The following is a 14,534-nucleotide window of genomic DNA, read 5'->3' as shown; positions in this document are numbered from 1 at the left end:
GAGGCTCCCACCGCCACGCGGAGTGTCGGTTCAGATGCCGAACGGCGCGGCGTAGCGGACGGTCCCGGCGGGCAGCGGGTGGGCGGCGTCCAGGGTGAGGGCCATCAGGGCCTCGTCCGGGACGTCGATGCTCAGCCGGATGCCGTGGGCGGAGGCCCTGCCGAAGCCGAAGCGGGGGTAGTACTCCGGGTGCCCGAGGACGACGACATGGTGCTCGCCGAGGCGCCCGGCGGCCGCGAGCGCGGCCCGGACCGCGGCCGCACCGGCGCCGCTGTTCTGGTGCTCGGGCCGGACCGCGACGGGCGCCAGGCACAGGGCAGGACTGTCCCCGATGTGGCAGCGGGTCAGCAGGGCGTGCCCCACCGGCCGGTCGAAGTCGTCCACCGCGACGAGGGACAGGCCCTCGATCCACGCACCGGAGTCGGCGCGCAGCGCGTCGACGAGGGCGGCTTCCTCCGGCGTGGGGAAGGCGGCCCGGACGATGTCACGGATGACGGGGACGTCGGCGCCGGTCTCGGCGCGGGTGTTCCAGGATGAACGGGAAAACGACATGGCGGAATGAGATCCGTTTCTGGGGTTGCGTTCGTGGGAGGCGGGGTCAGGCCGCCGCTCGGGACGCGAGGGAGGCCGCGAGGGACATCCGGGCATCGCGAAGGACGGCGTCGAGCACGGTCATCAACCTCACCTCCCTGTCTTCCCGCTCCTGCGGAGCACGATCGAACGCGAACGCGGTCACTATACCCGTGTCGCCCGTGGGAGGGTGTGCGTCGGACGAGGTCGCCGGGGCTTCGCGGGGCCGGCGACCAATCCGCGGGCCGCGCGGCCCCGGATTACGCGGGGACATCCCCCGCCCGTCGCGCATTCTTTTGGAGCAACCTCGTGAAGGAAGCCGTACACATCGGCAGAAATCCATCGTCCCAGCCCGATCTTCAGCAGCTGATCCGGGAGGTGGCCCTGGGCGATCAGGACTCCTTCGCCGCCGTGTACGACGCGGTGGCGGGGTCCGTGCTCGGGGTCGTCCGGGCGGTGCTGCGCGACCAGGCGCAGTCGGAGGAGGTCGCGCAGGAGGTGCTGGTGGAGGTGTGGCGCACGGCGCCCCGCTACCGTCCGGAGCGCGGCACGGTGATCAACTGGGTCCTGACCCTGGCCCACCGGCGGGCCGTGGACCGGGTGCGGTCGGTGGAGGCCGCCGCGGCCCGCGACCACAAGGCGGCACTGCTCGACCGGACGCCGGAGTACGACGAGGTGACCGAACAGGTGGAGACCCGCCTGGAGCGGGAGCAGGTGCGGCGCTGCCTGCGCACCCTGACCGACATCCAGCGCCAGTCCGTGAACCTCGCCTACTACCGCGGCCTGACCTACCGGCAGGTGGCCGAGGCCCTCGCGCTGCCGCTCGGCACGGTCAAGACGCGGCTGCGCGACGGTCTCATCCGGCTCCGTGACTGCCTGGGGGTGAGCGCGTGATGCGCACCGAGGACCTGCACAGCCTGACGGGCGCCTACGCCCTGCACGCCCTGCCCGACGACGAGCGGGAGGCCTTCGAGCGCCATCTTGCGGGCTGCGCCACCTGCGAGCAGGAGACCAGGGAGTTCACCGCGGCGACGGCCCGGCTGGGGCTGGCCGCGACGGTCGTCCCCGCTCCCGCGCTCAAGGACCGGGTGCTGCACCGCGTCACCACGGTGCGCCAGGTCCCGCCGGGCGGTGGCACTGCAGCGAAGGCGCGCCGCGTCGTGCCCCGGGGCCGCGGCCTGGCCCGGTGGGCGCTGGCGGCCTGCGTGGCAGCCGCGGCGGGGCTCGGGGGCACGGCGGTGTGGCAGTACGAGCGGGCCCAGGACGCCGGGCAGCGGGCCGCGCAGGCCGAGCGGCGGGCCGAGACCCTCGCCGGGGTGCTGGCCGCACCGGACGCCGAGTCCCGTACGGCGCGACTGGCCGACGGGGCGAGCGGGACACTGGTCGTCTCCGACCGGCAGGACCGGGCCGTCTTCCTGGCCTCGGGCATGTCCGAGCCGCCGCAGGGCAAGGTGTACCAGCTGTGGTTCGACGACCACGGCACGATGCGCTCGGCGGGCCTGATGGACCCCGGGAGCACCAGTCAGGCGGTGCTGATGGAGGGGGCCGTCGACGGTGCGGCGGGCGTGGGCATCACGGTCGAGCCGGCCGGCGGGTCGAAGCAGCCGACCTCGGACCCGATCGCGCTGCTGAGCATGCCGGCCTGACGGGGGTGAGGGCGGCGGCCCTCACCCGTTCGGGCCCGGTGCTACGCGGAGCGGCGCGGCGGACGCGGGAAGAAGCCGCTGGTGCGCGCCGCGTACGCGTCCCATCCCGGCCGGTCCGCCATGTGCCGCTCGAGGAGTCGCTTCCCGCTGCCGCCGATCAGCAGGTACGTCATCACCAGCGGGGAGACCACGGACACCGCGGCGGCGGCGAGGCCGGCGTCGCAGGCGATCAGGAACAGGCCCCACCAGACGCAGAAGTCGCCGAAGTAGTTGGGGTGCCGGGTCCAGCTCCACAGCCCGCGGTCCATGAGGCGGCCCCGGTTGGCCGGATCCGCCTTGAACCGGGCCAACTGCGCGTCCCCCACGGCCTCGAAGGCCAGCCCCACCGCCCACACGACCGCCCCGGCCCAGGCCAGGACCGACGGCGCTCCCGGCCCGTACGAGGCGGCCTGCACCGGCAGCGACACCAGCCACACCAACGCGCCCTGGAGCAGGTAGACCATGCGCAGGGCGTAGAGGTTCCGGTTGCCGCGGGCCTTGGCGAGCATCGCGTCGTAGCGGGGGTCCTCGCCGTGGCCCCGGCCGCGTCGGGCGATGTGCGCGGCCAGCCGCACCCCCCACACGACGGTCACGACCGCTGCCAACGTCCGGCGCGCGGCGTCTCCCTCCCCGGCCGCCGCCGCGACCGCGCAGGTCACGACGGCGACGGCGGCGAAGCCGAGACCCCAGGCCACGTCCACGACCCGGTGGACACCCTTGCGGACGGCGACGGCGAAGGTGGCCGACATGACGACGAACGCGGCCCCCGCCGCCCAGCCGAGGCCCACGGCGAACGCGCCCCACGGGAAGCCGCTCACGGCCGGTCCAGCCGCTCGTACCACTCCCCCGGTGTCGCGGGCATGCCGCTGACGCCCTCGGCGGTGGGCCGGACGCCCAGGATCTGGTCGACGCCCATCCGCCGCTGCTCGAAGGCGAGCGCGCCGCCCACCAGGTAGAGCCGCCACACCCGGGCCGTCTCCTTCCCGACCAGCGCGACGAAGTCGTCCCAGCGGTCCTCCAGGGTGCGCTCCCACGCGGCGACCGTGCGGACGTAGTGCTCGCGCAGCGACTCGACGTGGCGCACTTCGAGACCGGCGTCCTCCAGGAGCTGGACCGTCTCGCCGAGGGGGCGCATGTGCATGTCCGGGGCGATGTACGCCTCGATGAAGGCGCCTCCGCCGGGCGTGCCCGGGCCCCGGGACATCTGCTGCACCAGGACCCGTCCCCCGGGGCGGACCATGCGGTGCAGGGCGGCGGTGAAGGCCGGGTACTCGGCGTCCCCGACGTGCTCGCCCATCTCGACGGCGGAGACGGCGTCGTAGTCCCCGCCCGTGATGTCGCGGTAGTCCTGGCAGACGACCTCGACCCGGTCCTCCAGGCCGCGCTCCCGCACCTGTTCGCGGACGTACGCCGCCTGCTCCTTGGCGAGGGTGACCGCGGTGACCTCGGCCTTGTGCCGTTCCGCCGCGTAGAGGGTGAGCGAACCCCAGCCGCAGCCGATGTCGAGCAGGCGGGAGCCCGCGGTGAGGCCGAGCTTGCGGCAGATCAGCTCCAGCTTGGCGCGCTGGGAGCCGGCGGCGTTCGCGTCGGTGTACTCGTCCGCCCACACGCCGCACGAGTAGGCCATGGTCTCGTCGAGGAGGAGGCGGTAGAAGTCGTTGGAGAGGTCGTAGTGGTGGCTGATGGCGGCGCGGTCGCGGGATTTGGTGTGCAGGCCGCCGCGCAGCCGCGCCTGGGTGGCGGGGGCGGCGGGGCGCGGGCCGACGGCGCCGAGGCGGACGGCGGTGCCCGCGGCGCGGGCCCGGTCGGCGAGGGAGAGGCGGGGCGGGTGCAGCCGGCGCTCCCGGGTCGCCGCCCACATCCGGCGCAGGCCGTCGGCGAGGTCGCCGTCGACGTCCAGTTCGCCGGTGACGTAGGCCTGAGCGAGGCCCAGTTCGCCGGGCTGCCACAGCAGGCGGCGCAGGGCGCGCCGGGAGCGGACCACGACCACGGGACCTTCGGCGGGGCCGGTCTCGGTGCCGTCCCAGGCGCGCAGCCGGACCGGGAGCGGACCGCCGAGCGCGTCCTCGGCGAGCGCGGCGAGCCGGTGGGCGGCGCCGGTCCTGGCGGTGCGGACGGTGCTCATCGGGCGGGGCCCTCCTTGGTGAACAGGTACTGCTGGACGTCGAGGTAGGCGGCGCGGAAGCCGGCCTCGGAGTAGGCGAGGTAGAAGGTCCACAGGCGCCGGAAGGTCTCGTCGAAGCCGAGGGCTCCGACCTCGTCGGCGCGTTCGGTGAACCGCTCGCGCCACAGCCGCAGCGTCTCGGCGTAGTGCGCGCCGTAGGCGTCGCGCCGGGCGACGCGCAGGCCGGTGCGGTCGCGGACCGTCGCCTCGATCGCGTCGGTGGAGGGGATCAGGCCGCCGGGGAAGACGTACTTCTGGATCCAGGTGTGGGTGTGGCGGGCGGCGGTCATGCGGTCGTGCGGCATGGTGATGGCCTGGAGGGCGGCCCGGCCGCCGGGAGCGAGGCGCTCGTCGAGGGTGCGGAAGTAGACCGGCCAGAACTCGGCGCCGACGGCCTCGATCATCTCCACGCTGACGACGGCGTCGTAGGTGCCCTGCTCCTCGCGGTAGTCGCGCAGTTCGACCCGGACCCGGTCGGCGAGACCCGCCTCGCGGGCGCGTTCGAGGGCGTGGGCGCACTGTTCGCGGGAAAGGGTGAGGGAGGTGACGTGGGCGCCGCGGGCGGCGGCGCGCAGGGCGAGTTCGCCCCAGCCGGTGCCGATCTCCAGGAGCCGGGTGCCGTCGCCGACCTCGGCGAGGTCGAGCAGCCGGTCGGTCTTGCGCTGCTGGGCGGCGGCGAGGGACTCGCGGCGCGGCGGGAAGCCGAGGAAGACGGCGGAGGAGTAGCTGAGGGTGTCGTCCAGGAAGAGGGCGAACAGGTCGTTGGACAGGTCGTAGTGGCTGCTGATGTTGTCCCGGGCGCCCTCGGGCGTGTTGCGCTGCGCGGCGGGCTGCCGCTGGTGCCACAGGCCGCGCAGCCGCTGGAGCGGGGCGGGGACCAGGTCGGCCGCGTGGGCGGCGAGCACGGTGAGGGCGCCGACCAGGTCCGGGGCGTCCCACTCGCCGGCCATGTAGGACTCGCCGAAGCCGATGAGGCCCTGGGCGCCGATCCGCCCGTGGAAGGCGTCGGGGTCGTGGACCTCCACCAGCGGACCGCCGAGGCCGACGGTGGCGCCGTCGGCGAACCTGACCCGCAGCGGCAGCCGGTGCAGGGCACGGCGTACGACGGCGGCGGCGGTGGCCCGGCGGAACCGGGAGGTCCGGGGCGGCGCGGCGACGTCGGGCCAGCGGTGCGGGTCGACCGGGGTGCCGCGGACTCCCGGTACCTCGGTCGCGGCGGCGGGGCGTGGGTGGGTTGCGGTCATGTCGCTTTCTCCGTGGTGCGGTGACTCGGGCGCGGCTGGACGGGCAGGCCGCGCAGGTAGAGGCGGATGCCGTGCCCGCGGATGCCGGCCGACACCGCGAGGGTCGACAGGGGGTGCCGCAGCGCCAGCCGCAGGAGGGCGACGGGGGTCGCCTCCCGCCGGGTGCCCCGGACGGTCGCGGTGAACGGGCGGGCGCCGGGCCGGTCCAGGCGTACGGTCAGGTCGAGGCGGTCCGCGGGCAGCGGGAGCCGCATGCGGTAGGCGCCGTCGACGGGGAAGAAGGGCGAGACGTAGAAGTCCTTGTCGACGTGTGCGACGCCCGCCTCGTCGGAGTCCAGCAGGTACGCGTGGCGCTCGCCGTAGGTGTTGTGGACCTCGGCGACCACGCAGCGCGGGGCGCCGTCGGGGCCGTGGCACCAGTACAGGGTCAGCGGGTTGAAGACGTACCCGAGGACGCGGGCGTGCGCGAGCATCAGCACCCGGCCGCCCTCCAGGTCGACGCCGCGGGAGGCGAGGAAGCGCTCCAGGCCCGCGCGCAGTGAGGGGGCGTCGCCGGTGAAGTGGTCCCGGGCGCGGAAGCCGGCCAGCGGGCGCAGTGGGCGCGGCAGTACGGGGAGGTGGTCGAGGTCGACGAGCCACAGGTAGGTGCGGTGGCGCAGGGTGTGGCGGATCGGGTCGAGGCGTATGTGGCCGATCTCGCAGGGGTAGATGCCGGGTCGTGCCCTCGGGGCGGGGGTCACCAGGCCACTCCGAGGGCCGCGGCGGCCGCCACCCCCGAGCGGCAGCCGTCCTCGTGGAACCCCCAGCCGTGGTGGGCGCCGGCGTAGGCGGTGACCGGGGTGCGCAGTTCGGGCAGGCGGCGCTGGGCGGCCACCGACTCGGGGGTGTAGACGGGGTGTTCGTAGGTCATGCGGGCCAGTACCCGGCCGGGGTCGACGCGGTCCTCGCCGCCGAGCGTGACGACGTAGGTGTCGGGGGCGGCGAGGCGTTGCAGCCGGTTCATGTCGTAGCTGACGCGGACCCGGTCGGCGCCCGCGTCGCAGGCCGGCATGAGGTAGTTCCAGGAGGCCCTGGCTCCCCGGGAGCGGGGCAGCAGGGCGGTGTCGGTGTGGAGGAGGGTGGCGTTGCGGGAGTACCGGAAGGCGCCGAGGACTTCCTTCTCGTCGGGCGTGGGGTCGGCCAGCAACTCCAGTGCCTGGTCCGGGTGGACGGCGAGGACGAGGTGGTCGTAGGTGTCGGTGGAGCCGTCGGCGGCGGTGACGTCCACGCCGTCCGCGTACCGGGACACGGAGCGGACGGGGGTGGCGGTGCGTACGTCGGGCAGCCGCTCGGCGATCCGGTCGACATAGGAGCGGGAACCGCCGGTGACCGTGCGCCACACCGGGGAACCGCCGACGGCGAGCATGCCGTGGTGGTGCAGGAAGCGGAACAGGTAGGCGGCCGGGTAGCGCAGGGCGGTGGCGGCGTCGCAGGACCAGACGGCGGAGACCACGGGCGTCATGAAGTGGGCGCGGAAGTAGCGGGAGAAGCCTTCGCGGTCCAGGAACTCGCCTAGCGTCAGGGCCTGGTCGGCTCCCTGGCCGGTGAGCAGTCGGCGGGCTGCGCGGTGGAACCGGGGCACCTGGGCGAGCATGCGCAGATAGGGTCCGTGCAGTGCGTTGCGCGGGCGGGCGAGCAGCCCGGCCGGGCCGCGGGCACCGGCGTACTCGAGGCCGCAGCCCTCGCACCGCACCGACATGCTCATCTCCGACTCCTGGGTGGTGACGCCGAGTTCGCCGAAGAGGCGCAACAGGTTCGGGTAGGTGCGGCGGTTGTGCACGATGAACCCGGAGTCGACCCGGTGGACGCGGCCGTCGGACGCCGTCAGGTCGTGGGTGTGGGCGTGCCCGCCGAGGCGGTCGTCGGCCTCGTAGAGGGTGACGCGGTGCTCGCGGCCCAAGACGTACGCGGCGGTCAGACCCGCCACTCCGCTGCCGACGACGGCGGTGCGACGTGCCGTCTCCCCTGACGCTCGCGGCATTTCGCTGCTCCTCCACCCCACTGTGATCAACGCTTGCGTGGGTAATCCGGAGCCGTGGGGCGGGCGGATTGGAGCAGATCGCGGACCGCCCGGACGACCACCAGTCCGGGAGCGGCGCGGCAACGGATCAGCTGAGACGGGCAGGGGCGGGAAGTGAAGAAGAGACGGAAGGGGAAGAGGGACCGACATGAGCGCTGAGGACGATCCGTCGACGGTCGGGGCACTGCGGGTGCGACGCCGGCCGCCCAGGGCACGCGCGGCCGTGCTGGTGCTGCACGGCGGCCGCGCCGAGAGCCGCAGCGCCGCACGCCCCTGGCAGCTCGCGGCGCTGCGGATGCACCCGTTCCTGCGGGCGTTGGAGGCGGCCACCGGCCCCGACGACGTGCTTCTCGGCCAGGTGCGCTACCGCAGCCGCGGCTGGAACGGCCCCGCCGAGGATCCCCTCCGGGACACCCGGCGGGCCCTCGCCGAGCTGCGCGGCACGGCCGGTGACGTCCCGGTCGTCCTGCTGGGTCACTCCATGGGCGGCCGGGCGGCCCTGGGCGCGGCGGGCGCCCCACAGGTGCGCGGTGTGGTGGCCCTCGCCCCCTGGTGTCCGCCCGGCGAACCGGTCGCCCACCTGCGCGACCGCCAGGTGCTCGTCCTGCACGGCAGCCGCGACCGCGTCACCGACCCCGGGGAGTCGGTCGCGTACGTCTCGCGCGCCCGGGCGGCCGGGGCCCGGGCGGGCATGCTGCTGGTGGCGGGCGGCGACCATGCCATGCTGCGCCACCACAGCCGCTGGCACCGTGCCGCGACCGCGGCAGTCACCGACCTCCTCGGCCCGCGGGCGACGCCGCGCGAGGTGTTCGCCCGGGCCTTCGCGGCGGCCGAGCCGCCGGTGCTCCCGCCGGTCGTCTCCGACACGTCCGGCCTCGCGCCGCGACCGGTACGGGAGCCCGGCTGTTAGGCTGGTGGGGACCTGAATCGTGTATCGAGGAGTCGCGGACATGGTGGGTGACGACGACATCTCCGGATGAGACCGGGGTGTGACGGCCGCCGGCGGGCGCACAGGAGCGCCGCCGCAGTGGCCCATTTCGTCGTTCCCTTTTCCCTGTCTGCCCGGGCAGAGGTCTGTCTCCTGCCCCTCACCTCCACGAGGTCCTCTCCATGTCCGACGCCACCGTCCGCTGCTCCAACCTGTCCTTCGCCTGGCCCGACGACACCCCCGTCTTCGAGGACCTGTCGTTCACCGTGGGCACGGGCCGTACGGGCCTGGTCGCCCCCAACGGGGCCGGCAAGTCCACCCTGCTCAAGCTGATCGCCGGTGAGCTGCGGCCCACCGCGGGCTCCGTGACGGTGACCGGCGCGCTCGGCCACCTGCCGCAGGCCCTCCCGCTGACGGGCGGCCTCAGCGTGGCCGAGGTCCTCGGTGTCGAGGCCGTGATCCGGGCCATCGACGCCGTGGAGTCCGGGGACGTGGCCGAGGAGCACTTCACGACGATCGGCGACGACTGGGACATCGAGGAGCGCACCCGCGCCCAGCTCGACCGGCTGGGCCTCGGCACTCTCGCCCTGGACCGGCGGCTGAGCACGCTCAGCGGTGGTCAGATCGTCTCCCTCGGACTCGCCGCCCAACTGCTGAAGCGGCCCGACGTGCTCCTGCTGGACGAGCCCACCAACAACCTCGACGTGGAGGCCCGCGGCAGGCTCCACGACGTACTGATGGACTACAACGGCTGCCTGCTCCTGGTCAGCCACGACCGGGAGCTGCTCGACCGCATGGAGCGCATCGCCGAACTCGGCAGCGGCGAACTGCGCTTCTACGGCGGCAACTTCACGGAGTACGAGGAAGCCGTCCGAGCCGAGCAGGAAGTCGCCGAGAAGAACGTCCGCAACGCCGAGCAGGAGCTGAAGCGGGAGAAGCGGGAGCTGCAGCAGGCCCGCGAACGCGCCGACCGCCGCGCCAGCAACGCCGCCCGCAACCTCAAGAACGCCGGGCTCCCCCGCATCTTCGCGGGCAACATGAAGCGCGGCGCCCAGGAGTCGGCCGGCCGGGCCGGCCAGACCCATGCGAACCGGGTCGGTGAGGCGAAGGCACGGCTGGACGAGGCGGAGCGGTCGCTGCGCGAGGAGCAGCGCCTGGCGCTGGACCTGCCCGAGACCCGGGTCCCGGCCGGCCGCACCCTCTTCCTCGGTGCGGGGCTGCGGGTCCGGCTCGGTGACAGGGACGTCTTCGCGGGCGAGGGCGTCGACCTGACGGTCCGCGGTCCCGAACGGATCGCGCTGACCGGGGCCAACGGCACGGGCAAGAGCACCCTGCTGCGCCTGGTCCAGGGCGACCTGGCCCCGCAGGGCGGTGAGATCAGGCGCGCCGACGGGCGCATCGCCTACCTCTCCCAGCGGCTGGACCTGCTGGACGACGCGCGCACCGTCGCCGAGAACTTCGCCGCCTACGCCCCGGACCGGCCGGAGGCGGAGCGGATGAACCTGCTCGCCCGCTTCCTCTTCCGCGGCGCCCGTGCCCACCTGCCGGTCGGCGTGCTCTCCGGCGGCGAGCGGCTGCGGGCCACCCTGGCATGCGTCCTGTGCGCGGAGCCGGCCCCGCACCTGCTGCTCCTGGACGAGCCGACGAACAACCTCGACCTGGTGGGCGCGGGACAGTTGGAGAGCGCCCTGAACTCCTATCGGGGTGCCTTCGTGGTGGTCAGTCACGACCGGCGGTTCCTGCGCGAGATCGGCGTCGACCGGTGGCTGCGGCTGGCCGGCGGCGAGCTGACGGAGACGGGGGCGCCCGAGGTGTGAGCCGTCGGCGTGCCGACCCGGCCCGTGTCCGAGGCGCACCGCCCCGCGGGCCGTCCACCGACCACGCTGAACGGATCCCCATGCCTTCCCTGTCCCACCCTGCCCTGCTCGCCCACGATCTCGTGCGCACCCTCGGCGACCGCCGGGTCCTCGACGGTGTCTCGCTCACCGCCTCCCCCGGCCACCGCATCGGCCTGATCGGGGAGAACGGGGTCGGCAAGTCGACCCTGCTGCGCCTGCTGGCCGGCGTCGACGAGCCGGACTCGGGGAGCGTCGTCCGCCCGCCCGACCTCGGTTTCCTGCACCAGGAGATGCCGTACGAGGCCGGGTCCACCCTCGCCGACGTGCTCGACGACGCCCTGCGCGAGGCCCGCGAGGACCTCGTCCGGCTGGCGGAGCTGACCGAGCGGCTCGCCGGGACGCCGCAGGACGACCCCGCGTACCCGGAGCTGCTCGACGCGTACGGCATCCGGCTCGAACGGGCCCGGGAGCGGGAGGCCTGGGACGCCGACCGGCGCGCGGCGCTCGTGCTCGACGGGCTCGGCCTCGGCGGGCTCGGGCACGATCGCCGCCTCGGTTCGCTGTCGGGCGGGCAGCGGGGCCGGCTGGCGCTGGCGGCACTGCTGGTGCGCAGGCCGTCCGCCCTGCTGCTGGACGAACCCACCAACCACCTGGACGACGACGCCGTCGCGTTCGTCGAGGAGCAGGTGCGCGCCCTGCCGGGGGTGGTCGTGGTGGCCGGTCACGACCGGGCCTTCCTCGATGCTGTGTGCACCGACCTGATCGACCTCGACCCGGCGGTGGACGGCCCGGTGCGGTACGGCGGCGGCTACAGCTCCTACCTGGCCGCCCAACGTGCCGAACGCGAACGCTGGGAGCGGCGCTGGGCCGAGGAGCAGGAGGAACTGGCGGCGCTGCGCCGGTCGGCCGGGGTCACCGCGCACCGCGTCGCTCCGGACCGGGGGCCGCGCGACAACGAGAAGATGGGTTACGGCCGTCGCGCGGGCCGGGTGCAGCACCAGATCTCCCGTCAGGTCCGCAACGCCACCCGCAGGCTGGCGGAGTTGGAGCGCGCCCAGGTGGCCGAGCCGCCGCGGCCGCTGCGCTTCGCGGGCACCGCACTCGCCGCACCGGCCGCGCCGGGCGAGGAGCCGCTGGTGTCCCTGCGCGGGGCGCGGGTGCCGGGACGGCTGGCGGCGGCCCGGCTGACGGTGTCGGCGACCGAGCGGCTCCTGGTCACCGGGGGCAACGGCACCGGCAAGTCGACCCTGCTGGCCGTCCTCGCGGGGCACCTCGCCGCCGCGGGCGAGGTACGCCGCCGGCCCGGGCTGACGGTGGGGCTGCTCCCCCAGGACACGGTCTTCGAACGGCCGGACCTGACCGTGCGGGAGACCTACGAGGCGGCGCTCGGCACGGAACGCGCGGAGGCGGTGCCCCTGCGCTCGCTGGGCCTGCTGCACGAGGCGGACCTCGGCCGGCGGGTCGGCCGTCTGTCGGCCGGGCAGCGCCGCCGTCTCGCCCTCGCGCTGCTGATGGCGCGCCCGCCCCAGTTGCTGCTGCTCGACGAGCCCACCAACCATCTCTCCCCGCGGCTCTGCGACGAACTGGAGGACGCGCTCGGCGGCGGACCCGGCGCCGTCGTCGTGGCCAGCCACGACCGGTGGCTGCGCGGACGCTGGGAGGGCCGGGAGCTGAGGCTCGGCGGGTGAGCGGTGCGCGCGGGAGGGGGTCGCCCGGGAGCGGTCGTACCGGGCGCGTTCCTTGCCACGCGCGGGTGCCGGGCGGCAGGGTTCGGGCGTGGCTACTTTGCTGATCGTGCATCACACGCCGTCGCCGAACTGCCGGGCGATGCTGGAGTCCGCCGTGTCCGGGGCGACCGCGCCCGAGATCGAGGGGGTGCGGGTGGTCCGGCGGGCGGCGCTCGCGGCCACGGCGGTCGACGTGCTGGAGGCCGACGGTTACCTGCTGGGCACCCCGGCCAACCTGGGCTACATGTCGGGTGCGCTCAAGCACTTCTTCGACCAGGTCTACTACCCGTGCCTGGACGAGACGCGCGGCCGCCCCTTCGGCTACTACGTGCACGGGGGCAGCGACACCACGGGCGCGGTGCGCGCCGTCGAGTCGGTCACCACCGGCCTCGGCTGGCGGCGGGCGGCGCCCGCGGTGAGCGTGGCCGGTGAACCCGGCAAGGCCGACCTGGAGGCCTGCTGGGAGCTGGGGGCCACGCTCGCCGCCGGTCTGGCGGACGCCTGACGTCAGCTCTTGGGCATCAGGACGGAGTCGATGATGTAGACGTTGGCGTTGGCGGTCTTCACGTTGCCGCAGACGACCTTCGCCGCGTCGTTGACCTGGTAGGACTCGTCCGAGCCCGAGGTGGTCAGCTTCGACTTCTGCAGGGTGTCGAAGGAGCCGTCCTCCAGGTCCTTCGGAGCCAGCTTCTGGCCGACCACGTGGTAGGTCAGGATGTCGGTGAGCATCGCCTTGTCGTTCATGACCTTGTCCAGGTCGGCCTTCGGGATCTTGGCGAAGGCGTCGTTGGTCGGCGCGAACACCGTGATGTTCTCGGCGTTGTTGAGGGTGTCGACCAGTCCTGCCTTCTTCACCGCCGAGACCAGCGTGGACAGCGCCGGGTTGTTGGAGGCGGCCGTGGCGACCGGGTCCTTGGCCATGCCGTCGAACGAACCGGCGCCCTCCTTCGGCACCGTGGAGCAGGCGGGACCGAACGGCTCGTCGGAGTCCGCCGTGCCGCCGGAGGTGTCGGACGACTTGTCGTCGGTGGCCGCGGGGGCCGAGGAGGCGGCCTGGGCGGAATCCGAGGAGCCGCTGTCGCCGTCGTCGGAGCACGCGGCCAGGGACAGGGGCAGGACGGCGGCCGCGGCGACGGCAACGACGGTACGACGAATACGGGCGTTCATGAAAAATCTCCCTCAAAACGGGCAGCACGAAGGCTGCGTCGACGCAGAGTCGAGTGCAGAGTTGGCTGCGAAGTTGCGGTGCAGACTTGACGTGATGGCGATCCGGGGTCAGCCGCCGGTTCGCTGTCGGCGTGGTCTCGGTTCTTCCCTCACACGGGGAATCCGGAGCCGCTCCGGCCCCGGATTGGTTGCTCACCCGATCGAGTGAGGAGCCCTCACAGGGGCGTCGCGGCCCGGAGGATGAGGAACATCGTGACGGCGGCGTTCGCGGACGACATCGCCGAGACGGCGGTGCCCGCGGCCGCGACCCACGCGGCCAGGCCCACCGAGGTGAACACCGGGGGCCAGGTGCGGACCGCGGGCGCCGGGCCGAGCAGGGCCGCCACCCGGCGCGGCACCGGACCGGGCGCCGCGAGACCCGCGAGGGTGGCGACGGGTGTGCCGCGGGAGACCAGGGCCGCCTTGCCGATCGCGGTCGCGACCGTCCGCCGGTCGCCGACCGTCCGTGCGGCCGCCTCGTCGGCCCACCGCTCCGCCGTGTAGGTCACGGCGGTGCGCAGCGGGCACAGGAACGGGTTGGCCAGTGCGGCCAGCCGTACGGCGAGCAGGAAGCGGTGGTGCCGGGCGGCGAGATGGGCGCGCTCGTGGGCGAACAGCGCGCGCCGCTCGCCCGGTTCGAGGCAGTCGAGCAGGGCCGTGCTCACCACCACGCGGTCGCGGCGTCGGCCGGGCAGCGCGTACGCGTAGGGCACGTCGTCCGGCAGCACGGCCACCCCGGTGCCCGGCAGTCCGGCCAGTGCGCGATGGGCGGCACGGCGCACCCTGCGGTGCCGCCACAGGGCCCGCGCCGAGGCCGCGACCACGACGCACAGGGCGGGGATCGCCGCCTTGCCGACGACCTCGTCGTAGGGCACCGCCGCCCGCACCTCCGGGTCCGACCAGCCGTCGGGGAGCGGGTTGCCCGGCAGCTGCGCGGTGCCGACCACCATCACCAGGGCCAGGCACAGTGTGCTGCACAGGGCCATCACGGCGGCGACGGCGGTGAGCAGCCTGGTCGCGGTGCGCGGGTGCAGGTGCTGCTCGGCCAGCCTGGCGATCGGCCACGCCGTCAGCGGCAGGACCAGGGGCAGGAAGACGAAGACTCCCATGCGG

The 14,534-nt window shown here is 74.4% G+C and carries 14 protein-coding genes; 6 read left to right on the top strand and 8 right to left on the bottom strand.

Annotated features, from left to right (window positions below; genetic code table 11):
• Positions 1-30: 30 nt before the first annotated feature.
• On the bottom strand, positions 31-552 hold the full coding sequence (locus tag ACFYZ3_RS11170; RefSeq protein WP_388515447.1) for a GNAT family N-acetyltransferase: 522 nt from the start codon (positions 550-552) through the stop codon (positions 31-33).
• Positions 553-879: 327 nt separating this feature from the next.
• On the opposite strand from ACFYZ3_RS11170, the gene ACFYZ3_RS11165 reads away from it, so the two are divergent.
• Together ACFYZ3_RS11165 and ACFYZ3_RS11160 are read left to right on the top strand one after the other, a co-directional pair.
• Positions 880-1,464 (top strand): sigma-70 family RNA polymerase sigma factor, encoded by a 585-nt coding sequence (locus ACFYZ3_RS11165; RefSeq protein ID WP_388515445.1) that lies wholly within the window; start codon positions 880-882, stop codon positions 1,462-1,464.
• Entirely contained in the window at positions 1,464-2,216 is a 753-nt protein-coding gene (locus ACFYZ3_RS11160; RefSeq protein ID WP_388515443.1) for an anti-sigma factor domain-containing protein, read from the top strand. Before ACFYZ3_RS11165 ends, ACFYZ3_RS11160 begins: the two co-directional genes overlap by 1 nt.
• A gap of 41 nt (positions 2,217-2,257) precedes the next feature.
• Here ACFYZ3_RS11160 and ACFYZ3_RS11155 read toward each other — a convergent pair whose 3' ends face one another.
• The 5 genes from ACFYZ3_RS11155 to ACFYZ3_RS11135 are packed head-to-tail and all read right to left on the bottom strand — an operon-like array spanning position 2,258 to position 7,683.
• On the bottom strand, positions 2,258-3,073 hold the full coding sequence (locus ACFYZ3_RS11155) for a DUF1295 domain-containing protein (protein WP_388515441.1): 816 nt from the start codon (positions 3,071-3,073) through the stop codon (positions 2,258-2,260).
• On the bottom strand, positions 3,070-4,380 hold the full coding sequence (locus ACFYZ3_RS11150) for a class I SAM-dependent methyltransferase (protein WP_388515440.1): 1,311 nt from the start codon (positions 4,378-4,380) through the stop codon (positions 3,070-3,072). Before ACFYZ3_RS11150 ends, ACFYZ3_RS11155 begins: the two co-directional genes overlap by 4 nt.
• A complete protein-coding gene (locus tag ACFYZ3_RS11145; RefSeq protein WP_388515438.1) occupies positions 4,377-5,663 on the bottom strand; it encodes a class I SAM-dependent methyltransferase in 1,287 nt (428 codons plus the stop codon). Before ACFYZ3_RS11145 ends, ACFYZ3_RS11150 begins: the two co-directional genes overlap by 4 nt.
• Positions 5,660-6,403 (bottom strand): DUF1365 domain-containing protein, encoded by a 744-nt coding sequence (locus ACFYZ3_RS11140; RefSeq protein WP_388515436.1) that lies wholly within the window; start codon positions 6,401-6,403, stop codon positions 5,660-5,662. Before ACFYZ3_RS11140 ends, ACFYZ3_RS11145 begins: the two co-directional genes overlap by 4 nt.
• The gene (locus tag ACFYZ3_RS11135) at positions 6,400-7,683 is read right to left on the bottom strand and encodes an NAD(P)/FAD-dependent oxidoreductase (RefSeq protein ID WP_388515434.1); all 1,284 of its coding nucleotides are present in this window, start codon (positions 7,681-7,683) and stop codon (positions 6,400-6,402) included. The genes ACFYZ3_RS11140 and ACFYZ3_RS11135 overlap by 4 nt, the downstream gene beginning before the upstream one ends.
• 187 nt (positions 7,684-7,870) lie before the next feature.
• On the opposite strand from ACFYZ3_RS11135, the gene ACFYZ3_RS11130 reads away from it, so the two are divergent.
• The 4 genes from ACFYZ3_RS11130 to ACFYZ3_RS11115 all read left to right on the top strand — a co-directional run bounded on the left by ACFYZ3_RS11130 (position 7,871) and on the right by ACFYZ3_RS11115 (position 12,720).
• Positions 7,871-8,632 (top strand): alpha/beta family hydrolase, encoded by a 762-nt coding sequence (locus ACFYZ3_RS11130; protein ID WP_388515432.1) that lies wholly within the window; start codon positions 7,871-7,873, stop codon positions 8,630-8,632.
• A gap of 200 nt (positions 8,633-8,832) precedes the next feature.
• Positions 8,833-10,467 carry a ribosomal protection-like ABC-F family protein gene (abc-f, locus tag ACFYZ3_RS11125; RefSeq protein ID WP_388515430.1) on the top strand — a complete coding sequence of 545 codons (1,635 nt, stop codon included), beginning with the start codon at positions 8,833-8,835 and terminating at the stop codon, positions 10,465-10,467.
• Between the two features lie 80 nt (positions 10,468-10,547).
• A complete protein-coding gene (locus ACFYZ3_RS11120) occupies positions 10,548-12,176 on the top strand; it encodes an ABC-F family ATP-binding cassette domain-containing protein (RefSeq protein ID WP_388515428.1) in 1,629 nt (542 codons plus the stop codon).
• Positions 12,177-12,264: 88 nt separating this feature from the next.
• Positions 12,265-12,720 carry a flavodoxin family protein gene (locus ACFYZ3_RS11115; protein WP_388515427.1) on the top strand — a complete coding sequence of 152 codons (456 nt, stop codon included), beginning with the start codon at positions 12,265-12,267 and terminating at the stop codon, positions 12,718-12,720.
• A gap of 2 nt (positions 12,721-12,722) precedes the next feature.
• On the opposite strand, the gene ACFYZ3_RS11110 is transcribed toward ACFYZ3_RS11115, so the two are convergent.
• Positions 12,723-13,382, bottom strand: a complete 660-nt coding sequence (locus ACFYZ3_RS11110; protein ID WP_388515425.1) for a fasciclin domain-containing protein — start codon at positions 13,380-13,382, stop codon at positions 12,723-12,725.
• A gap of 215 nt (positions 13,383-13,597) precedes the next feature.
• On the bottom strand, positions 13,598-14,530 hold the full coding sequence (locus ACFYZ3_RS11105) for a M56 family metallopeptidase (RefSeq protein WP_388515423.1): 933 nt from the start codon (positions 14,528-14,530) through the stop codon (positions 13,598-13,600).
• Positions 14,531-14,534 lie beyond the last annotated feature (4 nt).

The sequence above is a fragment of the Streptomyces sp. NPDC001599 genome, from assembly GCF_042893535.1.
Taxonomy (GTDB): Bacteria; Actinomycetota; Actinomycetes; order Streptomycetales; family Streptomycetaceae; genus Streptomyces.
This window is presented reverse-complemented; position numbering and strand designations above follow the sequence as displayed.